Below are 24,878 nucleotides of genomic sequence, written 5' to 3'. Positions count from 1 at the left end.
GTCAGCTGCTTGAGTATCCCGTTCTCACCAAGCAGGTCTTCCGGTTTCTGGTAATCAGCCAGCAATCGATCGATCAGGTCGGGCTCTACTATTTTGCGTTTGGTCATCGTTCTTCCTTATGGATGACAGTCTCCTGTCTAATGACCGATTACACAAAATTATTTACACCCCCGATTCGTCATTCCAAGCTTGACCTGGAATGACGAATCATATTATCTCCATCTCTCGCCGCGCTCGTACTATCAGTAACCCTTCGAACGCATGCATGAAGCATAAGCTGCCTGGTACTGCGCGTCGTGCGACTTGGTTTCGTTGAGCCCGTATAGGCTTCCTCCCGCCACACCTGTTATCCCACCGATGGCAGCTCCCTTCCCCGCGCCGCTGCCTCCACCCGCGATCGCACCGCCCGCCGCGCCTATCGCCGCGCCGATAGCGGCGCCCAGCGCTGCGTTCTTGACCACTTCCTCGGTTTTGCTGTTCACCTGCTCAGTCGCATACTTATTGCACGCTTCCATGACGGACTGCGAAGGGTACGCTGGTTGGGGAGTGTACCCCGCTGGCGGGGAATAGGATGGGGGTGGCGGGATAGCGCCCGAAGTGTTCCTGCTTGACTTCGCAACGCGGGTATTCCGCTGAGGCTCGACCGACGCCACCTCTTCGGCCAGCTTCGCCGGCGTGCCCGATTTTGTCGAGTCTTCTACCCCAACGGTTGGAGACGCATCAACTGCCTCTTGAGAATCAGGCACCTCAGTCTTGGAATCCCGTCCCGTGACAAGCAGTGTGGCGGCAACGGTTGCGCCGACCAGCAGTATTCCAATCGTCGCGAATTTCCAATAATTAACGGATTCGTTTGACATCGTAGCTCCTTCTGAAATTTATTGCTTTTGTCCTTAATCTTGCATGCATCTATTCAACCACCGCCTTCCCGCCTACTCAGTGAGACCCGTGCTTGCCGCCTTTCCCGTTTTTATTGCCATCGCCGTTTTTGCCCTTGTTGTTCTTATCACTTTTGTCCTTTGCCGTATGCTCATGACCCTTGTGCTTACCTTCTCCACGATTCTGGTCTTTGCCTCCCGCTTCATGCCCATGATGATCCTGATTCCTCAAGTCGGAACGCTCCTGCCCCTTCGTTGCCCCGGAAGACCATTGCGCGTTCGAGTTCTCGGTACCCTGCTGACCCATGTGTTCGGAAGCCATTCCACCCGACTTCGCATGTTGACCAGCATCAGTCATTCCATGATGACCATCATGGTGCCCGCCGCCGTTTTCCCGCGCTATCGCCGTATTGCCATATACCAGAACAATACCCACCAACAATACCGACAAACCTTTATACATGTCCGATCTCCTCTTGTGTTTATTAACTATTTATATTGATGACAGTTTTATCCGACAATCGGCTCACGAATGCAGGAATGTATCCTCTTCAAACTCATTTCGATTCTTTCAATCTTTACTGACTTTGGTACCCCTGACTATTGGACTAAAGTACAACCAGCAGTGCATGAGTAATCAGAGCCATCCATCTCGATTACCTATTCGCAATAACGCAGATCGGCTTCATCCGTTTACGTCGAATACTTATTTGTGAATTTTTTGTGAAGTTTATGTAACTATACGACAACCGATTGCCTATTGATGCGTTATATCGATTAACGGCAATAAATTGCCTTGGCTGTGGTTCTTTATCAACTGTGATCCTCAATCGAGGAAATGGAGACTTTCATGACAAAAATAAAACTTGCCTGCATCGCTCTTATCATGCTTGGAATGGCCCCCGCCAGTTCAGTTTGGGCGGGAAGAGGCCATGGCCACGGTCACAATAACCACGGTCACCACCGCAATCATCACGGCCATAATCACCATCACAACCATGGAGGGGGTAATGGAGGATATGGACTCGCAATAGGGATGGGATTGTTAGGTTATGGCCTGGGCTATCTGAGTAATAGACCCTCCTACCCACCCCAATATGGCTATCCATCCGCCGGCTACGCGCCGGGCTATGGATATGCCCCCGTTATCGTTCCTCCCGCACCGCCGGTTTATATCCAGCAGAGATGGTGATAAAGAGAACTCGCTGTCCTTGATCAAACACAAACACTACTGGGGTATGGAGACGTAAATGGGAAAAATGAAATTGATGTGCGCGGCACTTATGCTGCTCGGGTCGGTTCCATTAGCATCGGCGGGCAGAGGGCATGGTCACCATGGCCATCACAATCACGGGCACCACCATCACCGCCATGGAGGAGGTTATGGAGGATATGGGCTGGCGTTAGGAATGGGATTATTGGGCTATGGCCTAGGCTACTATGGCAACAGGGCGCCTTATTATCCACCTTCGTATGGCTACGGAAACCAATATGGCTATCCTCCTGTCGGGTACGCGCCTAATTACGGATATGCGCAGCCTTATGGGTATGCCCCTGCCGTTGTGGCTCCCCCCGCTCCATCCGTTTACATTCAACAGCAGGAGGTCGTGCAGGTCCAGCCACAAGCTCAAGCTGCCAACTATTGGCACTACTGCCGAAACCCGGAAGGGTATTATCCCTACGTGAAAAAATGCCCGGGCGGGTGGCTACAAGTCGCGCCCGAGCCCAGCCAATAAAACCTAAATCCAGCAGTTGACCGCTTTTTGGCTCATTTGCCAACTAAGCGCTATGATGGAAAAGGATTTTTCATACTCCGTGAGCCTCACCTTTTTGGTGAGCTCGCTACGAGGCGGATTTAAGTTAAAGGTACTGCCAAGATGCGCAAAATACCTGGATTATTCGCTCTGCTCGTCACATTCGCGCTCATCGGTTGTACGAGCATGCCGACTGGGCCCAGCCTGATGGCGTTGCCAGGCTCCGGCAGAAGCTTCGAGCAATTTCGCTACGACGATTACTATTGCAGGGAATTCGCTAATGAACAAATCGGTGGCATGGGTCCGAATCAGGCATCGATATCCAGTGGAGCAGGCAGCGCCGCGATAGGGGCGGCGCTAGGGGCGGCAGCAGGCGCGGCTTTGGGCGGCGGACGCGGCGCAGCTATCGGGGCCGGTACTGGTCTGGTGGCTGGAGGCCTGGCTGGAACCCGCACCGCCGGGGCCTCGGGATACGCCAGCCAACAGCGCTACGACAATGGCTACATACAATGCATGTATGGAAAAGGCCATCGCGTCCCCGTACAGGGCCAGGTCACCAATGACCCATATACAAATGGCGGCAGCCAATACATGGGTACGCCTTACCCATCTTATTCCCCCGCCAGAAGCATACGGCGGAGTTCGGTAGTTCCGCCTCCTCCGCCACCGCCTCCGGGCATCCCTCCACCGCCGCCCCCGCGCTAAGCTGCATTACCCCGGACCAGGGGAAGCTGAACGGACATAACCTCTCATAACAGCTTTGCAACCCCCATTTTCCCGGCAAACTACCGGGAATTTGCTTTAATGAGGGTATGAAACGCCGCTTCGCTTTTGGCGCACTCCTGTTTTTCTGCTGTGTTTTCCCGTCCCAAGGCGGGGAATTCGAAGGGTTGCGCCATAAAATGATGGAGGAGGTGCTGGCCACATCCGGCAATTCCCCCCCGGGTCCCAGTGTCATGGCAGCAATGGAAAAGGTGCAGCGCCATCGTTTCGTGGCTGCCTGGCTAACTCCTTTTGCCTATCTCAATCGTCCTCTTCCCATCGGCTACGGCCAGACAATTTCACAGCCCCTCATCGTCGCACACATGACTGACCTGCTGAAAGTCAAGGAGGACGACAAGGTACTAGAAATCGGTACTGGCTCAGGCTATCAGGCGGCGGTTCTTGCGGAAATAGCCGGCTCGGTTTACACCATTGAAATTATAGAACCGCTGGGAAAACAAGCGGACGTGCGGCTGAAATCCCTTGGCTACAACAACATAAAAACAAAAGTGGGCGACGGCTACTACGGCTGGCCGGAAGCGGCACCGTTCGACGCCATTATGGTGACGGCTGCCGCAAGTCATGTGCCGCCCCCTCTACTCAAGCAGCTAAAACCGGGCGGACGCATGGTGATCCCGCTCGGTACGCATTTTATGACCCAATATTTGATGCTGGTGGAGAAACAGGCGGACGGCTCGGTGACGACCCGCCAAATCGTGCCGGTCAGGTTCGTTCCGCTTGGCGGCGGACATTAGCCGTGAATGCGCCGCGTCCGCCCTTTGTTGCCATTGGGCTGCTTTCTGCCTGCGTACTGGCGTATGAGGTGCTGCTGACGCGCCTGTTCAGCATCGTGCTGTGGCATCACTTCGCCTATATGATCATCAGCGCGGCGATGCTGGGCTATGGGGCGAGTGGAACGGCGCTGACGTTGCTGAAGGAAAAAATCATTCCACACGTTGGAACAGTCTATGTCATGGCTGCTACAGGGATGGCTTTTCTGATGCCTGCGGCGTTTCTACTGACGCAACAGGTTCCGTTCAATCCGCTCGAACTGCTGTGGGATAAAACACAGCTAGCCAAGCTGCTCGCCATTTATCTGCTGATGATGCTGCCCTTCTTTTGCGGAGGGTTGGGTATTGGCCTCGTCTTGTGGCACTTCGGCAAAGAAGCAGGTCGCATCTATGCCTTTGATATCCTGGGCGCGGGGGTGGGCAGCCTGGGCGTTATCGGCGTGCTGTTTCTCGTGCCACCGAATAAGGTGCTCATCGTCCTTACGGCGCTGGCCCTTCTGGCTGCCGCCGTCGCCATCATCGAGCTGAAGGTGCGGCCGAAATGGCTGGCGGGCGTGCTTGCTGGATTGACTTCCCTGGTGGCTGTAGCGCTGCCCGGCGACTGGTTGCAAGTGCACATTTCGCCCTACAAGGATCTGAGCGAGGCATTGAATATTGCCGGAGCAAAGGTGATCGAGCAACGTTCCAGTCCGCTGGGACAGATCACCGTGGTGGAAAACACCCGTATTCCCTTCCGCCATGCGCCGGGGATGAGTCTCAACGCAACGGAAGAGCCACCGCCTCAGTTAGGCGTATTCGTGGATGGAGAAGGGCCGTCCGTGCTGACGCGGTTTGATGGCAACCTGGCGCCGCTGGCCTACCTCGACCAGTTTACGTCAGCACTGCCTTACCATGTGCTGGCACAGCCGCATGTACGGCCACAGGTACTGGTGCTGGGCGCAGGCGCCGGCAGCGACGTATTGCAGGCGCTCTACTTCCACGCAGCGTCTGTCGATGCGGTGGAACTCGATCGCAACGTCATCGATCTGGTTCGGCAACGCTTCCATGACTTTGCCGGTGATCTTTATGCCCAGCCTGGGGTGCACGTGCACGAAGGCGAGGCGCGCGGTTTCGCCAACGCCAGCCGGGAACACTACGACCTTGTGCAGGTGGCATTGCTGGATTCATTTGGTGTCGCCTCGGCAGGACTTTACGGCCTGAGCGAAAGCTATATCTACACGGTGGAGGCACTTCAGACCTACCTGAACCGCCTCCGACTCGGCGGCATATTAGCGATTACGCGCTGGCTGACCCTGCCGCCGCGCGACGCGCTGAAGCTGTTTGCCACGGCAGCGCTCGCTTTGGAGCGAAACGGCGTGCCCAACCCCGGCAGGCGGCTGGTGATGATACGCGGCTGGAAAACCGTTACCTTGCTGGTGAAAAACAGCGATTTCACAGCGAGCGAAATCGAGGCGGTCAAGGAATTCAGCCGCAAGCGTTCTTTCGACGTGGCCTACTATCCGGGGATGCGCGCCGATGAAGCAAACCGTTACAACGTTTTGGTGCAACCCTATTTCTTCGAGGGAGCGGTTGCACTGCTCGGCCCGCAGCGGCAGAACTTCATAGACCGATACAAATTCTATATCGAACCGGCAACTGATGACCGGCCTTTTTTTTTCCATTTCTTCAAGTGGAAAGCCGCCGCTGAATTATTTGCGCTACGCGAGCAGGGCGGCATGCCGCTTCTCGACTGGAGCTATCCGCTTCTGGTGACGGCTCTGATACAGGCATTTGTCGTCAGCGTTCTGCTGATCCTGGCGCCGCTGGCGATATCGCGATGCCGGCATATATTGCCCACCGCACGGGTGGCCCTGTATTTCCTCGCCATCGGCCTGGCTTTCATGTTCATCGAGATCGCCTTCATCCAGAAATTTGTTCTGTTCCTGGCTCACCCGCTATATGCCGTGGCGGTCGTGCTATGCGCGTTCCTGGTTTTCGCGGCGGTGGGAAGCTGGCTTGCCGGACGGTGGCAGAAGCGGGCGATGGGCAGCGGCTATCTGATCGTGGCGGTAATGGTCATGGGCGTCTTATCGCTACTCTATCTCGCTATCCTGCCGGGCCTGTTCCAGGCATTCATCCATTTGCCAGATATGGCAAAGATAGCTATTTCCGTGGTGCTGATCGCGCCGCTGGCGGTGTGCATGGGAATGCCTTTCCCCACGGGTATGATGCGACTGGCGGCCACTACCCAGGACGCCATTCCGTGGGCGTGGGCGATCAATGGTTTTGCTTCGGTGGTAGGGGCCGTCCTCGCGACCTTGCTGGCTATTCACCTTGGTTTTGCCATGGTGATTCTATTGGCTGTCGTGATCTACGGCTTGGCCGCTGTTGCGCTGAGGGGGTTTGCTTGAGCGAGCGACTCATCCCTTTGAGCGAGATCCGGGAGACACAGTTGAGCAAGGCAGGGGATATTGGGTTATTACAAACCCTGCTCAGCCTGGAAGGCTAAGCAGGGCAGGGTGAAAGAAACTATCTTCTGTTATCTCGAAATCGGAAGCCCGAATACCTGCTGATTTATAGGTGGATCATGAGCGGTCCGAACGCTCGACCCGCGAATCAATATTTTTCGGTAAATAAGATGCAATATCAAAACAGAACCAGCAATGCCTTCAAAGCGTTAACCGGTTATCACTATCGCAAGTTGTCGTGTATTTTTTCTGGTCATTTCTTTGCTAATACGACAGATGCCCTGCGAGAGAATTAGCGTGACTTGATATTCCCGTTTTCGTCCGAAATAACGACGTCTACCCGACGATTCAATTGTCGGCCTGCCTGGGTGTCGTTACCGGCGACTGGAAAGCTTTTTCCATAACCGCGCGTAGTGATGCGAGTGGAATCAATGCCCATATTCATCAACGTATCGCGGACCGCATTGGCGCGCCTTTCAGAAAGCTGCTGATTGTAGTTCTCGCTCCCGGTGCTGTCTGTGAACCCCTCGACAGCAACGTTGCGCTGGGGATTCTGTTTGAGTACGTCAGCAAGTTTTTGCAACTCTCGAACGCCACCCGATTTGAGCTCCGCACGATTAGTATCGAACAGCACATCGCCGAGAGTAATGACCGTACCCCGGTCTGATTTTTTTGCATTCAGCTCTTTAAGCTGCGATTCAAGCGTGCTTGCCCGCATTTCGGCGCTCTGTGCCTGCTGCTGAGCCTTTTCCGCCTCTTCTGTTCTCGCAGAAAGACGAATTTTATTGCGCTCGGCATCGGCGGCGGACACATCTGCTTCAGCAGCTTTGCGCTTTGCGGTTTCCTGCGCTATTGAAACTTGCTGTTGTGCCAGATAAGCCAGATGATCCACTTTGGCAGCATCTTTTCCTTTCTTCCAGGCATTGTCGGCTTGTGCCAACGTGTCGCCTGCCTGCTTCAGTTCCAAAGGCGCGAGATTTGTAACTTCAGGGTCGCTCTGGGCACTGCGATAGCTGCTACGGGCGCTATCCAGAAGTGCGTTTGGTGTCGAGCCGCAGCCCGCCAGCGCTGCGATAACCATAAACGAGATGGTTAAATAGCCATTTTTCTTCATGAGCGTATCTCCTCCAGGTAATTACTTTAATTTGCGGTTCATTTCGTTTTGTAGTGTTTGATCGCTTTCCTTCAATGCGTCTGATGCTTGCTGTGCTTTCGCCGCGCGCGCTTTAGCGCTTGCTAATTGCGCATTTGTTTGCGCGTTTTCACCTAGCTTTATGGCACGTTTGTAGTCATCGTCCATCGCTGCCTTTTCTGCATCCTCCAGATTTTCCTGGGCGGTTTTCAATTCCACCGGAGCAAATTCTGGCGCCCCGGCGCTTACCGCGTCGGCAACCGCCGTTTTTGCGACCGCAAGTTGAGCCGCCATATCTTTCTTTTCCGTGGTTGCGCAACCTGCTGCGAATACAGCGGCAAGAACCATTACGCTCATCATTTGATACCATTTATATTTCGAAAAGTCTTTCATCGCTCACCTCCTAAAGATCAATAGAATCTAATTAACAGGACTACTGATGAGTTTATGGAGAAAGTTTTAAATAATCGGTCTGTTAGCGCACGTAGCTGCTAAATGTCGCATATGAGCCAGATGATTAAATGGACCGACCAACCTGGTTAGCGAAAACGACCTCTTTCTTCTCCACAATTGCTGTGGATAAGTTTGTGGGTAACCTCTGGACACGAGAGGTAAGTCATCTTTCTGTAACGTTATTTACTCAGTTGACCTTTTTTTAAACTAAAAAAATGCGATAGCATTATCAGGCACTTAGATGGAAAGCCAGCGTTCATGCCACTTTCCACGGAGTTATTGTGGGCATTTGTGTGGATTGCGTTACAGATGTGGATTACTGCAAAATGTCAATAGTCTTTGTTGATAGTACTTTCGGATTTCTGTAGATATTGGAGCAAACCGGAATTCAAGTTTGTGCTAACGCAAGCCGGTCTGTGAGCGGCAGCGGGTTCGAATATAATTGATGCGCGTGGCGTTAGAAGATGGGAATATGGCCAACATTCAGGCTACCTGGGCCTCTGCGACTGCCAGAATCATGCGACATGTGCGGGCCAAGATGTAGGAATTTGGGGGCGTACTCTTCCTACTGAATCACGCGTGGATGGCCGCCTCTCTTCAATGCGTAAATGGCCTCTTCCCTGCTTCCTACGGTAATATCAGCCGGACAGAAGAAATATCTGGAAAGTGCCCGTTGCGCATAGTGCTGTGATACATCTTCGAGTTCCTCCCATTTTGATACCCGTGCCCGTACCCACGTCATGTCGTCACGGGCTATGGCGTATAGCCTTTTTGCGGTACCCCGTAATTTAAATATCAATACTTCCGCTCTCACGTTCTCTCCAGCACCATCGAGCGCACACTGCATGCCTTCGTAGCTTATGTTTGTCGCACCTTGGGGGGATTTGATTACCAACGTGTAGCGCACGATATTGTCTTTTCCCACAACGATGGAAGGAGCGTCAATATAGTGAAGGTTATCGCTGGCAGGGCCGGCGTCAAAAGGCAACAGATTCTCAACTTCAGGGTAGGCGGGCAGTTGCACCTGCAGCTCAGTCCAGCTTTTGCCGCCATCAAATTCACTATCGAATCCCTTCAACGCTTTCTGGGGAGCGCACGTAGCAAGCGGCAGGAAGCATAGCAACAACAAAATTCTTTTCATGACAAAGTCTTAAGGATACTGCGAAACATTGTTCAAACTTCTGTTGCAGATTTTGAGAATGAGGAGGATTGGTCGACGCTTTTGCTTCAGGGATTGGAATACATAGGCCCAACTTCAGGATACTCGCCCGCGATTGATCGGGAGAACGAATCAAGGAAGAGATTTAGAACAAGGAGGAGAACTCTTCTGCTTTATTGGCCTTATCCAGTTGGCGATTGACCACCAGAGAACCGCTTGTTGGCTATAGTTACCAGATTTGTCCGAATCGGCAAGCCAACAAATAAAGGCTTGCAGCGATTCAAGTACTTTTCATTTTAAAACCGGGTTGGTACCGCCGGTTAGCCTCGATACACCAAACATCAGAAAATCGGCGATATCTTTCACTCTTCGCCGTCACTCGATTTGTTCAGCGCAAGAGCGAGTCAGATAGCGGGTGTCGGTTTCTTTTTAGGCTTCTTTGCTTCTTTGTTTTTCTTTTGCTGACCTTTTGCCATGATGTTCTCCTCGCATCGATGATGCTCACATAGTGATAAATACAATCACTCGATAGCTAACCGGTTTCTACCTGGATCGTCATTACTTTGCCGCAGTTGACCACAGTTTTCAAGTCTGACTTGAACCATTTTATACTTATATGGCGTTGCTGGCGGTCGAATATTGACCGACGCTAGCACTTGATCAAAGGCGCTGAATTTATCGCGCCTGGCTGAACTGCTCGCGCAAGCTTTCCACCGCATTGGGCTCGCCACGAACCCGAAAGAAGGTGCCCTCATTGTCCGAGTACTCCTCCAGCACCTGACAGCTTGCGTAGATTCCCCCGCGTAGTTGCTGTGCCGACCAGGGGAGAAAAAGCTCGGCCTCGACCAGATCCTGCTGGAAAAACGCGATGATCGTCTGGCGGAGCTTCGCGACGTCGTCAGGGCGGCGTGCACTCATTACAACGCAATCCGGGTACTGTGTTCGTAGGGCCGCTTCGCGTTCAGCTTGCGCCGCTGCGTCGCCGACGTGGTCGATCTTGTTGAAGATGCGGATGCGCGGCACGACATTCGCACCGATCTCCTCAAGCACGCCATCGGTGACCTCAAGCTGGCGCTCAAACCCAGGATCGCTCGCATCGATGACGTGGAGCAGCAGGGATGCATCCAGCGCTTCGTCCAGCGTTGATTTGAACGAGGCCACGAGCCCGTGCGGCAAGTTCTTTATGAAACCGACCGTGTCACTGACGAGCACGCGTGGCATGCTCTCCGGGTAGAGGGCACGCACGGTGGTATCAAGCGTAGCGAAGAGCTTATTCGCAACCAGCACCTCGCTTCCCGTGAGAGCCCGCATCAAGGTGGACTTGCCGGCGTTTGTATAGCCGACGAGCGCCACGCCAGCGAACCCTTGACGCTTTTGCCGCCGGACACGCTGCGTCTTGCGCTCGACATCCATCGCGACGATTTCCTGTTGAAGTTCTGCGATGCGATCACGGATCTTGCGTCGGTCCAATTCAGTGTGCGATTCACCCCCGCCGCGGCCGCCGACACCGCTGCGCTGCCGCCCTTGCGGCCCCGCAAGCTTCGCCGCCTCGCGCAGGCGCGGCGCCATGTATCCTAGGCGCGCAATCTCCACCTGAGCCTGCGCAGCACGAGAGCGGGCGTTGCGATGAAAAATTTCGAGGATGACCATAGTGCGGTCCATTACCTTGCAGCCGACCTCCTTTTCAAGGTTGCGCGCCTGCGATGGTGAAATCTCATGGTCGACCAAGATGACATCGGTAGCCCGGCTATCAGGGCCAGCGGCTATTTCCTCGAACTCGGCGGGTTCGTTGTTCACGAAGCTGCGTATCTCCTGCCGCTTACCGGCACCAAGATATCCTGTTACGTCGAAACTTGAGCGCTTCTGCACGAATGTGCGGACGACCTCGTACCCCAGTGTTCTTGCAAGTTCGCGCAGCTCGCTCAGCGACGCTTCGAACTCGCTATCGCTCACGCTCGGCAGTTGTACAGCCGCCACGACGGCGTATTTGGATTTCTCTTCAACTTCTTTTTGCATTAGGGGATTGCATATCTTGAGTGGGCGAATTCGGATAGTACCTGCAAATGTGATAGCCGCCGTACTAAGTATGCAATTTACAACCATTCTTGTTACTGCCGGTTGATAGAGATTATCGGATAACTTGGAAAAAACTGTCTTCCCTACATAAATGCGAGCCCAATAAGTTAAAAAGACCGGTCGATCTTCGCGATTCCTCAAACTGGAGCTCGGCTATAATAGACTTGCATCAGATGGGTCCTTCATCCTTGGAGTACTGTCAATAACTGTACGGTAAGCAACGGATACATTACTAGCGATAACCGAGCAAGAGTAAACAACCCAATATCCCTACTTATAGATCGGTGTACCAAAGTCCAATTGGTTGGACTATCAATACCGGTAAAATTACGGTAGAGGTCCGTTTCAGCTTAAGTAATTCAGATCAACTCTCCTTTTCTTGAATTTTTACAAAATATCATTGTTAAAATGATATTCGGTTAGTAATTTGGCATATCAAACAAACTAAAAGAATTCGGTTTTTAATAACGGTTTCCCTAGAGAGGGCTCTCACTTGAATTCCATTCTCGCGCTCATCAATTCGACTGAGTTTGTAGTTGCAATAAACAGTGTTTTTTTTATCGGCATTTCGTATGTCTGGATAAAGGCGAGAAAAGCGGTTTTGCGTGGGAGGCAGGGAGCGTTTGTTGAGTACGCCCCCTCGCTAATGACATCGCTCGGTATTCTCGGAACATTCTTGGGCATCGTTATAGGGTTACTACTATTTGATCCTACCGATATTGATAAGAGCATCGAAAGCCTGTTGGGAGGCCTAAAAACAGCGTTTATTACCAGCTTGATTGGAATGGGTGCAACGATAACGTTTAAATGGTGGCACACACACTACCTTGCAGCTCAACAATCGGTTTTATCAGAAGCAGTCATAGAAGAGGTTGGCCCGTCGGAGATATACACTTTATTAAATAAACAATGCCAAGCCACGGAATCATTGGTACGGGCGATAGGAGGCGATAACGAACGTTCTATCATAGGTCAACTACAGATGTTGCGCACAGACATAACCGATTTCAGGTCAGTTGTGTCAAGACGGCAAGAGTCTTTTGAGGAAAAGCTTTGGTCCAAACTTCAAGAGTTCGCCGAGATGCTGTCCAAGTCAGCCACAGAACAAGTAATCGAAGCCCTTAGACAAGTAATTATTGATTTCAACCAACGTTTAACCGAACAATTCGGTGAAAATTTCAAGCGCCTTGATGAATCAGTTAAAAAATTAGTCGACTGGCAGGCCCAGTACATGAAACAAATGGAAGAAATGACGGCTTTATATTCGCAGGGTGTTGCATCGATAGATTTAACACGCGTGGCTGTAGAAGGAATTCGCCAAGAAACCTCACGTATACCGGTAGACATGCAATTTCTTGGGGAAGTCCTCCAAGTGAACCAGCATCAGATAAGAGAGTTGACTAATCATCTGGATGTGTTTGTGAAAATGCGCGATCAGGCGATAACTGCAGTACCAACGATTCAACTACAGCTTCAAGAAGTAGGTAATCAAATGAAGGCTGGGGCAGAGCAAATGCGATTGGTATTACTTGAGGGAGCGACTGATTTTAAAGACTCTGTAACTGGGATTAATCAGTCTCTCGTGAAAACCGGTAATGAGATTTCCACTCATTCGGAGTCTATTTCTGAAGAATTAACTAATTCGTTAGATTTGCTAGCTCTCAATACTGAACGGATTCAGACTGGAATAACCAGCACAATAGCAACGACTATGGACTCAGTCGAAGATCACACAAGAAAAATTTTGAACTCTACAGGCGAGGTTGTGAATTCACTAGTAAATAGTGTACGAGATAGTTCAGAAAATACCCTGGATGGGGTGGAAAAATCCAGGCAAACGATGATGACAAGCCTAGAGACAATAAACGAGACGATAATTCGAAGCGCTGAAAAATCTTTAGGTGGTGTGGAAAAGCAAGTACAGGAGGCCGTTGCTAGAACGGGTGAAGCTGTAAATGTCCAGTTACGTGCGGTTGATGAAGCATTAGAACGTCAATTAAATATCGCATTAGAGCAACTAGGTAGCGCACTAGCAACAATTGCTAAGCACTTAATTGACACATACCAACAGAAAGCCCAAAAAGCAAACGTCTTTAGCTGAAGAATAATCAAAAAAATCAGGTATGGAAAAAATATTTGGTAGACCTGCAAAACATCGAGAGCATGAAACGTCAGATCATTGGATGAGTGTGTCTGACTTAATGTCGGGTCTCATGATTGTATTTCTTTTTATCAGCATCGCATTGATGCGTCATGCCTTAATCGAAAGAGACAAGATTAAAGAAGTAGCCATCACCTATCAAAATACTCAGGGGGCTTTGTTTGACGCATTAATCACCGAGTTTGAAAAAGACCTGGGAAAGTGGAATGCTGAGATTGATAAAAACACCCTTTCATTTAAGTTTAAATCACCAGATATTTTGTTTGGCGTCGGATCATTTGAGCTTAAACCGCTATTTCGCGATGTTCTCGCCGATTTCTTTCCGCGCTATATGAAAGTGCTGAACGGGTTCAAAAGTTCGATTGATGAGGTACGAATTGAGGGACATACCAGCTCAAATTGGAGCGAGGGATCAACTTCCGAAGAGGCTTATTTTCGCAACATGGAGCTATCACAAGCGAGAACCCGATCTGTACTCTTCTATACCCAAAAATTGCCAGCGGTAACGAACGACAGAGAGTGGATTAAAAAGAATATTGCAGCTGTTGGGTTTTCATCAAGTCGGCTAATTTTAGACGCAACGGGCGCGGAAGACCCGGAAAAGTCAAGACGAGTGACATTTAGAGTGATAACGAATGCAGAAACGCAGATAAGAAAAATTATCGAGGATTAGCCAGTGCGACTAGCCTTTGATTTTGCATCCCTTTGGGCTCAAGTAGATCGCCTAGATGTTGAGCCTGAGCCTTTTAGTCTTAAGGCCCTCACTTTAGGGGCAATTGATGTTGAATTGAGTGGTAAAGGAATTGTCGTTGACCTTGACGCCATTCAAAACATCGCGGGGCTGATGGGCTATGAAGGACGACAAATTCTTCTATATATTCCCGATCAGGGAAACAAAATTCAAGCTGTCCTTGAAGGTGATGTAGATGCGGGGAAAAAATTTCATGTGGCTCATTGTCAGACCCTTAAAAGAATGAAAAAGCAGGATCGATATGAACGCTATGTCGCAACGACAAATACTTCTGGAGTTTTCGATCTAATTGGTATCGATTATTTTTCTAATGTTGAGATAACAGGGAGCGCGAAACTTTTCATCTGCCAACATTGTTTGAATATGTTGAACTACAAGCAATCCAAAGTTAAAAAGGTGGCATTGAAAGTTAGAGATAATTTCAATATCGAGGAGTTTTTTGAAACGTATAGTTCCTGCTTCCCCTATCTCCCATCGAGAACTCACGTTCGCCCAGGTGATAGCTCTTACAGTGAAAATTGGGAGCAAATATCTTTAACCATAAGAAATGCAGTCAATTGGCATTGCGAAAAATGCAATGTTAACTTACGAGCTCATAAAAATCTTCTGCATGTTCATCATATTGATGGAGTGAAAAGCAACAATAATAGATTGAACCTCCGCGCTCTATGTAAAGCTTGTCATCGCGCAGAGCCCCATCATCAAACTATGTATATGCCCAGAAAGGAAATGAAGCTGATTAATAGCTTACGGAGAGAACAGGGGGTATTGAAAAAGGATTGGCCTTTAGTAATGAGATATGCAGACCCTGCAACCCATGGACTATTAGGGTTTATTCAACAGGCTGGGTGGCCGGCACCTGAAGTTGAATTTCAATATGACGTAAAGAATTGCTGGTACATTGATTTGGCTTGGACAAGCCAAAGAATAGGGGTAACTCTATCTAATGAACCGCTCATCCCTCCTGCGGGTTGGAAATTTTATAGCTTAGAACAAGCGTTACGAATCTATAGCTAATCCGCCTTAATTACCCTTTGGCCTGATGAATTTCGGTTCTGATCGCGACGGGCAAATGGCAACGTATTTTTGGCAATGACTTTGCTGTAGGGGAAGCCGAAGAGAAGGCCGCGAAGGTTAGCGAGGTAGCAATAGCTGGGGTGCCTGCCTACCCTTTGATTTATGGGATTAGAGACCTCGTTGATTTAGTCAAACAGATCGGCAGGATTGCCTTGCCAAAAGGTTTTAATCGGCTGCCTCACATGCATCGCCCAAAATGGCGGGAAGCTACGAACAGCAAATTAACCATTAATTTGAATGCCCAACTTTATAGTGAGCAGTACGGCCAGCTTATCCGTTCTACTAAGACATTGGAACCCTGTTCGCCAGGATATTGGCTTAGATTTAACGCGACTAGCAAAGTAGGTTCCCCCTTCCCGGATACCTATAAGGTAATGTGGCGCGTCACCAATACAGATGTGGCGGCCAAAAATGCGAACGCGCTCCGAGGAGAATTCTACAATTCGCACGATCCCTGGGTGCGATGGGAACGACTCTCATATCGTGGCGTCCATATGGTCGAGGCTTTTCTCATTCGGCGATCTGATAAGGTTCTACTCGGAGAGAGCGATCCCTTTTACGTCGTTATTGAGTAGACACAATCGTTTTCCGGCTGTTTATGTCTACACTATGTCTACATTAATAAATGGCTTCTGGTCAGGTAAACCGTAACCCGCTGTTTATTTGGTGCCGACACCAAGAGTCGAACTCGGGACACTCTGATTACAAATTAAATACTATCCATTTCGGTCGAATTCTATAAGCTGACACGTTGTTCTAATCGGATAAGTGCGCATTATTTTAATTCTACCTATTCCAAAATAAATGCAAACCATGAACTTCTTAAAGCCGACTATAGGCCTACCAACTAAAAGTAACAAAGGCCTACATTCCTGTAAGCCTTTGTTTTATTTCAATAGATTTGGTAAAAACCACCGTCTTTAGACGGTGACTTTGATTTTAAGTGTGTTGACTTATGCGCGTTTAGCTTGATGCGATTAGACGACTTTAGTCGTCTGCATCAAAGCTGCGCTAACCCACCTACTTTCAGTAGGTGGTAGTTTAGTGGTGGGTCGTGAGCGGTTCGAACGCTCGACCTACGGATTAAGAGTCCGCTGCTCTACCAGCTGAGCTAACGACCCGGAATTATTAAGCCACCTTGGGTGGCACAAGAAATACAACTTATCTTTGTGTACCGACCTCGGCGATGCAATGCTACCACATCCATCGATAAATTCGAATGGGGAACGCGAGGAGCGTCGGTGTAATGTTACGCGACAGAAGCTTTTTATTCGATCAGGCGGACAGCTCGACTTTCAAAAATTGCCCATATAAATTGTTCAGGAGGATTTGCTGCCCGCCATGCACTCATCCAATAGGGCAAGCATGCGCTGCCAGTGCGAACCTTTCCAGAAGATGCGTTGGCAAGTATCGCAAGTGCTGAAGTGATCGAAATGCTCGCGTATAAAGGGTGGAATACGCGTCAGCACTTCTGTTTTGTCAATGGAATGTAATGCCGTATTGCATTCCAGGCAGAGCGTAAACGGCCGTACGCTCCGCGCGAGATCCAGCCGGCCGAATATTTCGCACAACTGTTGCGCCGGTTTTAATGCGTGCACGTAACACCCATGGGTGATTGTGCGGCGCTTGAGCAGTTCTCTGTCACGCGTAAGCAGAATGCGCCCATCGCGCGCGACGATAGCCTCTATTTTGTTATCCTGGAAGTTGTTATCGTAAAGCGTATCAAAGCCTGCCATGCGAAGTAACCGGGCGAGCCCACCCATGTGGGCGTCTGCAATAAAGTGCGTCGTGCGTAGAGGCTTCTCCCGCACGCGCAACATGGGAGTGATGTCGAGCATCTCGAACTTGGGAAAAACGGCGACACGGTCGCCATCTTCCAATAACCGCTCGAACCCTACCGATTCTCCATTGACCAGTACCAATTCAACCTCGGTATGGGGTACGCCGAGCGCTTCGATCATGTGCTTGGTTGTCGCCGCTCGGGCGCAAGAGCAAGCAAATTCGCGCTTGCGTCGTTCGGGTGCGAGAAAATCGTTCAGTTCCTCGTAGAACCGGAATGTTGCGGTGACCATCCGGAAAGTATTGCACTTTTCGGCAAAAAGCGCATGTCGACGTCTATGATGGGGCGAATTGCAAGCTGCTGGTGGAGAGTTTCCCGAAAACCTGTTGGTGAACGGTTCTGCCTGATGTTAATGCTGCCGGCCCGGATACTTGCCGGTGAGCACCCACGCGTCGATAACGGGTCGCAATAACGTGCTTACATATTCGATACGCACGCCCATCTTGTCTGGTGCGGTAATAATCGCATGAGCGCGCTTGCCAGGCTCCGAACGCAGAAGCGCATCAATGCCGATACCTTGCTGCTTTAATTCTTCTATCTTGCCTTCTATATCTGATTCCCAAATGCCAAAGTAGAGAATTTGCCCTGCATTTTTTTCCGAGAATATTCCGTTACCGTTGGCTTGAAGCAGTTCCACATAGGGTGGTCGGTTCCGGGAGTACATCGCGGCCACTTTTATGGTTTCCACCTGCTGCGTTTCCGGATTTTCGATATACAGGACACTCTCTGCGGGTTCGGTAAATTTTACGTCCAGCACTTTCGAGTAGTGCTCAGCGGCTTCCTGATAATCACGAGCGACTATGCCGATATGGTAGTAGATGTGCTCCAACATATTTTTTGCCTCATTTTTATCAAGAATAGTCGTTATTCTTATCTGGCAGGGATAGAAAACAGCAATTCGATATCGTATTCCCTTGCTTCACTATGTTTTGTAGGTCATTCAGGCCAGCGCGTCAAGAAAGCTTAAAATCCGCTTGTCGATAATTTCGAATAACTTGACGCTGGAGCTCAACGTTGATCGGTATGGCAATAGGGGTACCTTTGAGCCTCGGTATATTGTAAAGTGCGATCCAGATTGCTAACTGCCAGCCCATGACTTCTGCCGAACCCACCACCATCTTCACGCGCTCCTGGTCGCTCTATGACCTGCTCACGGAACACAACTATATGTTTCACAATGAGATATATAGCGGTGTCGCAGATCTTCTGGCGCTGCGAAGCGATAAGGGACATTATCGCCTGCTGGATCTGGGCTGCGGCAATGCACGCTATCTGGCGCCCTGCCTGAAGCGATCACCCCCCGCGTTGTATGAAGGGGTGGATTTATCCGAGGCGGCGCTGGCAGAGGCACGTGAGTACCTTGCGGAATTGACCGGCCAGGTCATTTTGACCCATGGAGATCTTCTGGAAGCGGTAGAGTCGACAGGAAAAACCTGGGATATCCTTTTCACGGGATTTGCGATTCATCACCTGATGCCCGATGAGAAAGCGCGCTTTTTCCACGCGGCCGGGCGCTGCCTCTCGGAAAACGGCTGGTTGATCCTGGTGGATGTCGTGCGCGAGGAAAATCAGGACCGGGAAAGCTATCTGGACGGCTATCTGAAATTCATGCGCGAGAAATGGACGCACGTGCCACAGGATCAGCTGGAGGAAGCCTGTACGCATGTACATGACCACGATTACCCCGAATGTCTTTCAACCTTGCAGGACATGGCCGGTGCAGCGGGTTTGAACTCCACCCGGTTGATCAGCCGTCACGCGCAGCATTACACGATTCTGTTCTCACGGTCTGCTCTGGCAAAAGGCTGAGGTCTTTTCTCCCACCACCATGCTCCAGAAACTGACCCTTCTATTCCCGGTCTGGATGGTTCTCTCCGGGGCAATCGCCCTGTGCTGGCCGACATGGTTGGTGGCCATGAATCAGGGATCGGTGATGGTGCTGGTTCTTGCCTTCATCATGCTGTGCATGGGGCTGACGCTGACCCTCGAGGATTTTCGCAGGATCGCCCGCATGCCAAGGGCAGTGGCAATCGGTTTTGCGGCCCAGTATACAACCATGCCCCTGCTGGCCTGGGGCGTGGCTAATGCACTGAACCTGCCGCCGCACTTTGCCGTAGGCCTGATCCTGGTGGGCTGCTGCCCCGGCGGTACGGCTTCAAACCTGGTGAGCTACATCGCAGATGCGGATGTAGCACTTTCGGTGGTAATGACAGTATGCTCCACTCTGGCGGCTATCGTCTTCACGCCGTTGCTGACCAAATTCCTTGCGGGAACCATGGTCCCAGTGGATACTTGGCTATTGTTCAAGCAAACCCTGCAAGTCGTGATTATCCCCGTCGTGCTGGGTATTCTGCTCAACCGCTACGTTCCGCGCCTGGTCATGCGCGTGATGCCGGTGGCACCGCTGCTGTCGGTGATAGGAGTGTGCTTCATCTGTGCTGTGGTGTTTGCCGCCAATGCGGAAGCCATACTGAACCATGGCCTTGAACTGATTCTCGCCGTTGCGCTGCTACATGGAGGGGGTTTCCTGATTGGCTACAATTTCGCCTGGATGCTGGGCTGCGAGCGCCAGATCGCCCGCACAATTTCTATTGAGGTCGGCATGCAAAACTCCGGGCTTGCCATTGTGCTGGCGAAGCAAGCCTTTCCGTTACTCCCGTTGGCGCCTGTTGTAGGCGCGATTTCGGCGGTAATGCATTCTTTGCTGGGTAGTCTGCTGGCAGTGTTGTGGCGCACACGCTCATTGGAGCTCAAGACTGAGCTAATCCAGACTGCTTCTGTACCGGATCGAAGCAATGTCTAGTCCACCCACTACTTCGGTATTCTTGAATGAGCCAGGCGGCCGCTTTTGCGGGAATGCGATACCGTCACACGATAATCGTTAACGTCTTGAATTTGCACGGTCGTGTTGCCAGTTTTTTTACACTTTTGGATGAAGAGTAACCCAGCGATAGATCGCCTCGCTGCTAACGCGTATCCTGATATCGTCCGGATATCCCATCTTCAGCCAGGCAGCGCTCGCTGAAATCCCAGCTTAGCTATTAATGCTCGGTCTCGCCATCCAATCCGTGCATAACGCTACCCAATACAGCGGCCATGGTTTCCATGCCGTTCGCCACTAGCTCAAGCTGCTCATTATTTGGAGCTGGAACATCTATCATTGCCAGCGTTTCGTCCAATGGCAATTTCCCGTAACGCATCTGATAGTGTGCGACATTCATTGCAAGTAATCTGGCACATTCCGCCAGTTCGGCCTTATTTGCAATATTCATCAATCTATCGACGTGAGCTATATGGTGCTCAAGCTTTTTCAGGTAGGGCATAGTATTTTTCTTGTGAAGGTTAATTGAGGACGAAAAAAAGGCCCACGCGGGAGACGTGGACCTGTAAGTGAGCGAGACCACCATCTAAAATAGTGGCCTCAGGTAAGTGTACGCAGGCGCGAATTATTTGAACCGAGGAATAGAGGGGTGATTGACGCTTTGATCTTCAGTTCTGAACGCTTCCCGACAGCAAGTAGCTCGCGCCATCATGCGTCCGCCAAGAGCGGCATATCCTGCGCGCGTGCCAAGGCTGATAATGCTGTTATTGTCTCTGTCCGCTTATCGTTCTCGGTTCGATCGAGGCTGACCCCATCGAAACATGCCTCCCATAGATCTACAGACTTGTTCTGGCAGGCCGTGTCAGGTGCTAATTACTGGAAAGCCCGGTGCGATCAGTCCGATCAACAAAAATCTCAAAATTTGATTAATTCTTGACCGGTGATGACAACCGTACTCAAGTCGATAGCATGTCTCAGCTTTGTTTTTCTGAGAAAGATTGGCATTTATCAACAAATGCTTGCCGCTCAGCTTCGCTTTCGAAAGTTGTAAGCACCGACTGCATTCCTGTGCCAGAACAATTCGTTGAATTTACTTCGGGAGCTCCGCCGCCACAGCTAACCAATGCGGCACTAAGGGTAATAATAAATACAATATGTTTGAAACTCATTAAATTTCTTCCTCTTTAAAAATCATTAATATGGCGCGGATTCAAAATCGAGTGCAACAACAGCAGTTGCTTGATGTAGCTCACAGGCACCCCGAAGGATGCCTTAAAGGACTCTAACTCGCAGCATTTTACATAGTCGGGGTTGTATCGCTTTACGCCGCTCTCGTCAATCATCTATACGCAGAACCAGTTCCGAGCAGTATTGCTTTGGTCAGTCACCCCGCTCGGGAGTTAGAAGTTCCAACTTTATCTGGCAGATGCTAACACACTTAAGATGAGCTTCGACGTCGCAAGATCGGGGACTATTGTTTTCTTTTCATGTCAACGCCGAAGTAAAACTGACCCATTTTCGGAGTGAACCTCTATTTTCTGGCTGAGTAGCCTGGATTTCGATAACCTGCCTTATGGCTTTATTCAGCTTTCCCGGTTAAGGATGTTGCATAGAGATCGATTGACATAATAACTGGAACGTCCAATTTTTTGTTTGTGCAAGAAACCGCCTTCTGCCAGCGCATCCAGATATTTAGTAGCGGTTAGACGCGATACCTTGAGATCTTTCTGGACGAATTCAATTTTGGTATAAGGGTGCGAGAATAGGTTATTAATCAGATCTTGGCTGTAAAAGTGATATCTCGTACGGATGCGGTGTTTCATATCCAGCAACAATGCCTTTATCGCCCGAATGGTGGCAATGCTTTCCGTAGCGGTATATTCCACGGCGGCTAGCATGTATAACACCCAATTCTCCCAGTCATCGGTTTCCCGTACCTCCTGCAGCAGACAGTAGTAGTCGGATTTAGTGCGTACGATATGTCGACTGAGATAGAGTGCCGGAACATCGAGCAGATTTTCCTTAACCTATAAAGTACGTTAATAATGCGGCCGGTACGGCCATTGCCGTCATAGAAGGTAAATCAATGAGTCAGAGTCGATTGATTTTGAATTGTTCTGATTTCCTATCTCCGCCCTTGGCCGCAGGCGCTACCCGCCTCTTCAATTTCTCTTGAATACTTTGCTTGAACCGGTCGTTTCCCAATACCCAGGCCTTGTTGGTTGCCTCTCTGATTGCGTTAATGCTCTCTTCAGAAATCTGATACTCGAATAACTGCCGATATGCACTCCGGCGTTCCTCGTCAGTTCTTCCCAAATGCCGATATTCAGGATGCGGATTCACCAGGTTATCAGTCGGGCCAAGAGCATTGCAGCCATAACTTGACCAGGGGTACTCGGATGGATGCGCTACCATGCCTGCACGGATTGGATTGAGTTCTATGTAGCGCATGCAAGTCAATAAATACGCCTCGGTATCAATCAGGGTAGCTTTGTAGCGCCCTTCCCATAACGTACCGGTGCGCCGGTAGCAATGATTGAAAAATTGGACATAATAACGGCCCAGCATTTGCAAGGCTTTACTTAAACTCTGCTCTTTATGGGGGGTGATGAGTAAGTGCACGTGGTTGGTCATCAGCACATAGGCGTGAATGTCACAACCATGCTTCTCACAGGCTAATCGCAATTTATCAAGATAGAACCGATAATCGGCCTCTGCACAGAAAATCTCAGTCCGATTATTGCCACGTAAAATTACGTGCTGCGGTTGGTCAGGAAGGATAAATCGCGGTAAGCGTGCCATTTGCAATTCCTGTTGCGAAAAAGTTTCCAGTATACTTCGTCGTTATTCCATAATCAATCGAGTCTGACCCTATAGATTATTGTAGCGCCCTTCCCATAACGTACCGGTGCGCCGGTAGCAATGATTGAAAAATTGGACATAATAACGGCCCAGCATTTGCAAGGCTTTGCTTAAACTCTGCTCTTTATGGGGGGTGATGAGTAAGTGCACGTGGTTGGTCATCAGCACATAGGCGTGAATGTCACAACCATGCTTCTGACAGGCTAATCGCAACTTATCAAGATAGAACCGATAATCGGCTTCCACACAAAAAATCTCAGTCCGATTATTATCACGTAAAATTACGTGCTGCGGTTGGTCAGGAAGGATAAATCTCGGTAAGCGCGCCATTTGCAATTCCTGTCGCGGAAAAGTTTTCAGTATACTTCGTTATTCCATGATCAATCGAGTCTGACCCTATTGATTTTACGCGTAGAAAATGGTCATTGGTTCAGTTGCAACGAGTTATGGAAAGGCTGACTTAAGTAAAAATTACGAAAGTAGCCCTTAAATGCTAATTAATCCAAATTGAAAGGTCGGTAATCTCGCCTGTTAGACGTTTTATATTGGCGTGTCCGATAGCCATTCCTACGCTGGTAAGACCAAAGTTTTTTATTGCGGATGAGTTCCATCTTGAAAACGCGTCTTCCATGTATGGTCTGAGAGATACAATCAAATTTATTACTTCCTCGTCGCTCATTATTTGCGCTTCGTCAAACAAGATGTTTATCTTAGTTCTGTCGTCTAGAGATACCGAATTGAGATCTAGCGTCCTCTGCAGATCTCCCTTACCAAGCGCCTTTATTTGGAGTTTGCTCAGATCATTTAAGCACGGAACGAAGAAACGCTCGTCCTGACCAATAGCTATCGCTCGCTGAACTATCTCGGCAGCTTCAAATCCTTTGAAGAATAATCCCCTATAGGTTATCGTTAATATCTGTTCCAGCCTGAAGCCTTGAGGAATAATCATGCCGCACGAGCAAAAAAGAAGATGTTGAAAACTTGACTCGCTGTTGCTTAATTTATCGACGAAAGGCAAAATATTTTGATCAAAATATTCCCCTAGCTTTTCGTGGTTTCCCAAACCGAAGTTTTGCGTATATTTGAATAAGAAGGTGATAGCCAGCGTCGCCAACTGATCAGTCGTAAGTTTTGGTGCGATTTTGAGCGATTCGTTGAGCACTATTTGAAGCATGCTGCGCTGCTCGTGCTTGCTCCGATCCACTAACAAATCAACCAGTAAATTTCCGAGTTCTTTATCGCCAGTTATCGCATATTCTTTCTGAACGATAAATAAAGCTTGCTGAAAACTAGGGTCTTTGGCGTGTGAGAGAGCCGATGGATTATCTGTCTCTAGTTTTTTTAAAAACTCTAGAGTTATTTCTTCAGCCCTTGCGCGGGCAATATCGCGGGCCTCTCCCGCTAAATTGTAAAAATTGGCCCTAAATACATCTAAAGCCACATCTCTTACTTCGGCGTAAGTAGGGCCGTTGTTGATAACAAGCTGAGTTGCTTGAATGTTGGTTGAATTATCGCCTGATTGCTGGTCCTGTTTATTCATCAGAGCCTTTAGACTTGATAGTAAAATTGTCACCGATTTGAATATTGGTTGAGTTATTGCCGCTCTTTTGTATTTGCTTATTTTTCTTCGGACGGTAAATCCAACCAATTATTGCAAGTGGCAAAGCCACACCTATACCGCTAAGCAGCCATTCTTTATTGATTATGATCCAGTTCCATATCACAGCTTGAATATCTCTTCAGAAAAACGCATTAGTCAACGCCTACGACCGGCTGAAATCGTTGCTCATTCTACTTTGACACAAATAGGCTCGATATTGGTCTTTGGTCCAATCCGTGTAAGTTAGAAAGAGTTACAGCTCTATAGATACTAAATAAGCCTCATAGAGGCGCTTTAAGACTCGGTGGTGCTTTTAC

25 protein-coding genes and 1 tRNA gene are annotated in these 24,878 nt (G+C 49.7%); 11 read left to right on the top strand and 15 right to left on the bottom strand.

The genetic code is table 11. From position 1 onward, the window contains the following. Nucleotides 1–242: 242 nt before the first annotated feature. Both BLP78_RS15575 and BLP78_RS08950 read right to left on the bottom strand, forming a co-directional pair. A complete protein-coding gene (locus tag BLP78_RS15575; protein WP_090458532.1) occupies nt 243–857 on the bottom strand; it encodes a hypothetical protein in 615 nt (204 codons plus the stop codon). A 76-nt stretch (nt 858–933) separates the two neighbouring features. After that, nucleotides 934–1,338: a hypothetical protein gene (locus tag BLP78_RS08950; protein ID WP_090458530.1), complete on the bottom strand. Its 405-nt coding sequence runs from the start codon at nt 1,336–1,338 to the stop codon at nt 934–936. Between the two features lie 387 nt (nt 1,339–1,725). Here BLP78_RS08950 and BLP78_RS08945 point away from each other — a divergent pair, with 387 nt between their 5' ends. From BLP78_RS08945 to BLP78_RS08925, 5 genes are all read left to right on the top strand, one after another. Continuing rightward, nucleotides 1,726–2,067, top strand: a complete 342-nt coding sequence (locus tag BLP78_RS08945) for a hypothetical protein (protein WP_256330185.1) — start codon at nt 1,726–1,728, stop codon at nt 2,065–2,067. Nucleotides 2,068–2,125: 58 nt separating this feature from the next. After that, a complete protein-coding gene (locus tag BLP78_RS08940) occupies nt 2,126–2,611 on the top strand; it encodes a hypothetical protein (RefSeq protein WP_090458528.1) in 486 nt (161 codons plus the stop codon). 141 nt (nt 2,612–2,752) lie between these two features. Continuing rightward, nucleotides 2,753–3,334 carry a YMGG-like glycine zipper-containing protein gene (locus BLP78_RS08935; RefSeq protein WP_090458526.1) on the top strand — a complete coding sequence of 194 codons (582 nt, stop codon included), beginning with the start codon at nt 2,753–2,755 and terminating at the stop codon, nt 3,332–3,334. Between the two features lie 107 nt (nt 3,335–3,441). Beyond that, on the top strand, nt 3,442–4,146 hold the full coding sequence (locus tag BLP78_RS08930) for a protein-L-isoaspartate(D-aspartate) O-methyltransferase (protein ID WP_090458525.1): 705 nt from the start codon (nt 3,442–3,444) through the stop codon (nt 4,144–4,146). A gap of 2 nt (nt 4,147–4,148) precedes the next feature. Beyond that, nucleotides 4,149–6,572: a spermine/spermidine synthase domain-containing protein gene (locus BLP78_RS08925; RefSeq protein ID WP_090458524.1), complete on the top strand. Its 2,424-nt coding sequence runs from the start codon at nt 4,149–4,151 to the stop codon at nt 6,570–6,572. A gap of 349 nt (nt 6,573–6,921) precedes the next feature. On the opposite strand, the gene BLP78_RS08920 is transcribed toward BLP78_RS08925, so the two are convergent. From BLP78_RS08920 to hflX, 4 genes are all read right to left on the bottom strand, one after another. Then, nucleotides 6,922–7,743 (bottom strand): OmpA family protein, encoded by an 822-nt coding sequence (locus BLP78_RS08920; protein WP_090458522.1) that lies wholly within the window; start codon nt 7,741–7,743, stop codon nt 6,922–6,924. 21 nt (nt 7,744–7,764) lie between these two features. Continuing rightward, nucleotides 7,765–8,154, bottom strand: a complete 390-nt coding sequence (locus BLP78_RS08915) for a DUF4398 domain-containing protein (protein ID WP_090458520.1) — start codon at nt 8,152–8,154, stop codon at nt 7,765–7,767. Nucleotides 8,155–8,779: 625 nt separating this feature from the next. Then, nucleotides 8,780–9,355, bottom strand: coding sequence for a CNP1-like family protein (locus BLP78_RS08910; protein ID WP_090458518.1), 576 nt, complete (start codon nt 9,353–9,355; stop codon nt 8,780–8,782). A 693-nt stretch (nt 9,356–10,048) separates the two neighbouring features. After that, on the bottom strand, nt 10,049–11,389 hold the full coding sequence (hflX, locus tag BLP78_RS08905; RefSeq protein ID WP_090458516.1) for a GTPase HflX: 1,341 nt from the start codon (nt 11,387–11,389) through the stop codon (nt 10,049–10,051). 553 nt (nt 11,390–11,942) lie between these two features. Between hflX and BLP78_RS08900 the strand changes: the two genes are divergently transcribed. The 4 genes from BLP78_RS08900 to BLP78_RS16260 all read left to right on the top strand — a co-directional run bounded on the left by BLP78_RS08900 (nt 11,943) and on the right by BLP78_RS16260 (nt 16,013). After that, nucleotides 11,943–13,550, top strand: a complete 1,608-nt coding sequence (locus tag BLP78_RS08900; RefSeq protein WP_090458514.1) for a hypothetical protein — start codon at nt 11,943–11,945, stop codon at nt 13,548–13,550. Nucleotides 13,551–13,572: 22 nt separating this feature from the next. Then, on the top strand, nt 13,573–14,283 hold the full coding sequence (locus BLP78_RS08895) for an OmpA/MotB family protein (protein WP_090458512.1): 711 nt from the start codon (nt 13,573–13,575) through the stop codon (nt 14,281–14,283). 3 nt (nt 14,284–14,286) lie between these two features. Then, on the top strand, nt 14,287–15,378 hold the full coding sequence (locus BLP78_RS08890; RefSeq protein WP_090458511.1) for an HNH endonuclease: 1,092 nt from the start codon (nt 14,287–14,289) through the stop codon (nt 15,376–15,378). 242 nt (nt 15,379–15,620) lie between these two features. Then, the gene (locus BLP78_RS16260; protein ID WP_371128871.1) at nt 15,621–16,013 is read left to right on the top strand and encodes a nucleotide-binding domain-containing protein; all 393 of its coding nucleotides are present in this window, start codon (nt 15,621–15,623) and stop codon (nt 16,011–16,013) included. Nucleotides 16,014–16,483: 470 nt separating this feature from the next. On the opposite strand, the gene BLP78_RS08880 is transcribed toward BLP78_RS16260, so the two are convergent. From BLP78_RS08880 to BLP78_RS08870, 3 genes are all read right to left on the bottom strand, one after another. After that, nucleotides 16,484–16,559: transfer RNA gene (locus tag BLP78_RS08880), tRNA-Lys, on the bottom strand. 198 nt (nt 16,560–16,757) lie between these two features. Then, nucleotides 16,758–17,510: a Mut7-C RNAse domain-containing protein gene (locus BLP78_RS08875; protein WP_090458507.1), complete on the bottom strand. Its 753-nt coding sequence runs from the start codon at nt 17,508–17,510 to the stop codon at nt 16,758–16,760. 117 nt (nt 17,511–17,627) lie between these two features. Beyond that, entirely contained in the window at nt 17,628–18,110 is a 483-nt protein-coding gene (locus BLP78_RS08870; RefSeq protein ID WP_090458505.1) for a VOC family protein, read from the bottom strand. Nucleotides 18,111–18,370: 260 nt separating this feature from the next. Between BLP78_RS08870 and BLP78_RS08865 the strand changes: the two genes are divergently transcribed. Both BLP78_RS08865 and BLP78_RS08860 read left to right on the top strand, forming a co-directional pair. Beyond that, complete coding sequence (locus BLP78_RS08865) at nt 18,371–19,087, top strand: class I SAM-dependent methyltransferase (RefSeq protein ID WP_090458503.1); 717 nt, start codon at nt 18,371–18,373, stop codon at nt 19,085–19,087. Between the two features lie 19 nt (nt 19,088–19,106). Next, the gene (locus BLP78_RS08860) at nt 19,107–20,081 is read left to right on the top strand and encodes a bile acid:sodium symporter family protein (RefSeq protein ID WP_090458501.1); all 975 of its coding nucleotides are present in this window, start codon (nt 19,107–19,109) and stop codon (nt 20,079–20,081) included. Nucleotides 20,082–20,319: 238 nt separating this feature from the next. Here BLP78_RS08860 and BLP78_RS08855 read toward each other — a convergent pair whose 3' ends face one another. The 6 genes from BLP78_RS08855 to BLP78_RS08830 form a co-directional block, all read right to left on the bottom strand. Continuing rightward, nucleotides 20,320–20,550 carry a hypothetical protein gene (locus BLP78_RS08855; RefSeq protein WP_090458500.1) on the bottom strand — a complete coding sequence of 77 codons (231 nt, stop codon included), beginning with the start codon at nt 20,548–20,550 and terminating at the stop codon, nt 20,320–20,322. A 523-nt stretch (nt 20,551–21,073) separates the two neighbouring features. Further along, nucleotides 21,074–21,268, bottom strand: coding sequence for an entry exclusion lipoprotein TrbK (gene trbK / locus BLP78_RS08850; protein ID WP_090458497.1), 195 nt, complete (start codon nt 21,266–21,268; stop codon nt 21,074–21,076). Between the two features lie 414 nt (nt 21,269–21,682). After that, nucleotides 21,683–21,997 carry a Fic family protein gene (locus BLP78_RS08845; protein ID WP_371128870.1) on the bottom strand — a complete coding sequence of 105 codons (315 nt, stop codon included), beginning with the start codon at nt 21,995–21,997 and terminating at the stop codon, nt 21,683–21,685. A 193-nt stretch (nt 21,998–22,190) separates the two neighbouring features. Next, nucleotides 22,191–22,901 carry an REP-associated tyrosine transposase gene (locus tag BLP78_RS08840; protein WP_090458495.1) on the bottom strand — a complete coding sequence of 237 codons (711 nt, stop codon included), beginning with the start codon at nt 22,899–22,901 and terminating at the stop codon, nt 22,191–22,193. A gap of 69 nt (nt 22,902–22,970) precedes the next feature. After that, entirely contained in the window at nt 22,971–23,291 is a 321-nt protein-coding gene (locus BLP78_RS08835; RefSeq protein WP_218118949.1) for a transposase, read from the bottom strand. A 163-nt stretch (nt 23,292–23,454) separates the two neighbouring features. Beyond that, a complete protein-coding gene (locus BLP78_RS08830; RefSeq protein WP_218118948.1) occupies nt 23,455–24,501 on the bottom strand; it encodes an LPO_1073/Vpar_1526 family protein in 1,047 nt (348 codons plus the stop codon). Nucleotides 24,502–24,878 lie beyond the last annotated feature (377 nt).

Origin of the sequence: Nitrosospira sp. Nsp1, assembly GCF_900100985.1 — a bacterium.
Taxonomy (GTDB): domain Bacteria; phylum Pseudomonadota; class Gammaproteobacteria; order Burkholderiales; family Nitrosomonadaceae; genus Nitrosospira.
The sequence above is the reverse complement of the archived record's forward strand: the minus strand, read 5'-3'. Positions and strand labels throughout refer to the sequence as shown.

Excerpts from the sequence above, each read along its gene's own strand:
- BLP78_RS15575 (WP_090458532.1), bottom strand. The coding sequence starts at position 857 with ATGTCAAACGAATCCGTTAATTATTGGAAATTCGCGACGATTGGAATA.
- BLP78_RS08950 (WP_090458530.1), bottom strand. The coding sequence starts at position 1,338 with ATGTATAAAGGTTTGTCGGTATTGTTGGTGGGTATTGTTCTGGTATAT.
- BLP78_RS08945 (WP_256330185.1), top strand. The coding sequence starts at position 1,726 with ATGACAAAAATAAAACTTGCCTGCATCGCTCTTATCATGCTTGGAATG.
- BLP78_RS08940 (WP_090458528.1), top strand. The coding sequence starts at position 2,126 with ATGGGAAAAATGAAATTGATGTGCGCGGCACTTATGCTGCTCGGGTCG.
- BLP78_RS08935 (WP_090458526.1), top strand. The coding sequence starts at position 2,753 with ATGCGCAAAATACCTGGATTATTCGCTCTGCTCGTCACATTCGCGCTC.
- BLP78_RS08930 (WP_090458525.1), top strand. The coding sequence starts at position 3,442 with ATGAAACGCCGCTTCGCTTTTGGCGCACTCCTGTTTTTCTGCTGTGTT.
- BLP78_RS08920 (WP_090458522.1), bottom strand. The coding sequence starts at position 7,743 with ATGAAGAAAAATGGCTATTTAACCATCTCGTTTATGGTTATCGCAGCG.
- BLP78_RS08915 (WP_090458520.1), bottom strand. The coding sequence starts at position 8,154 with ATGAAAGACTTTTCGAAATATAAATGGTATCAAATGATGAGCGTAATG.
- BLP78_RS08910 (WP_090458518.1), bottom strand. The coding sequence starts at position 9,355 with ATGAAAAGAATTTTGTTGTTGCTATGCTTCCTGCCGCTTGCTACGTGC.
- hflX (WP_090458516.1), bottom strand. The coding sequence starts at position 11,389 with ATGCAAAAAGAAGTTGAAGAGAAATCCAAATACGCCGTCGTGGCGGCT.
- BLP78_RS08895 (WP_090458512.1), top strand. The coding sequence starts at position 13,573 with ATGGAAAAAATATTTGGTAGACCTGCAAAACATCGAGAGCATGAAACG.
- BLP78_RS16260 (WP_371128871.1), top strand. The coding sequence starts at position 15,621 with ATGCATCGCCCAAAATGGCGGGAAGCTACGAACAGCAAATTAACCATT.
- BLP78_RS08875 (WP_090458507.1), bottom strand. The coding sequence starts at position 17,510 with ATGGTCACCGCAACATTCCGGTTCTACGAGGAACTGAACGATTTTCTC.
- BLP78_RS08870 (WP_090458505.1), bottom strand. The coding sequence starts at position 18,110 with ATGTTGGAGCACATCTACTACCATATCGGCATAGTCGCTCGTGATTAT.
- BLP78_RS08865 (WP_090458503.1), top strand. The coding sequence starts at position 18,371 with ATGACTTCTGCCGAACCCACCACCATCTTCACGCGCTCCTGGTCGCTC.
- BLP78_RS08860 (WP_090458501.1), top strand. The coding sequence starts at position 19,107 with ATGCTCCAGAAACTGACCCTTCTATTCCCGGTCTGGATGGTTCTCTCC.
- BLP78_RS08855 (WP_090458500.1), bottom strand. The coding sequence starts at position 20,550 with ATGAATATTGCAAATAAGGCCGAACTGGCGGAATGTGCCAGATTACTT.
- trbK (WP_090458497.1), bottom strand. The coding sequence starts at position 21,268 with ATGAGTTTCAAACATATTGTATTTATTATTACCCTTAGTGCCGCATTG.
- BLP78_RS08845 (WP_371128870.1), bottom strand. The coding sequence starts at position 21,997 with ATGCTAGCCGCCGTGGAATATACCGCTACGGAAAGCATTGCCACCATT.
- BLP78_RS08840 (WP_090458495.1), bottom strand. The coding sequence starts at position 22,901 with ATGGCACGCTTACCGCGATTTATCCTTCCTGACCAACCGCAGCACGTA.
- BLP78_RS08835 (WP_218118949.1), bottom strand. The coding sequence starts at position 23,291 with ATGGCGCGCTTACCGAGATTTATCCTTCCTGACCAACCGCAGCACGTA.
- BLP78_RS08830 (WP_218118948.1), bottom strand. The coding sequence starts at position 24,501 with ATGAATAAACAGGACCAGCAATCAGGCGATAATTCAACCAACATTCAA.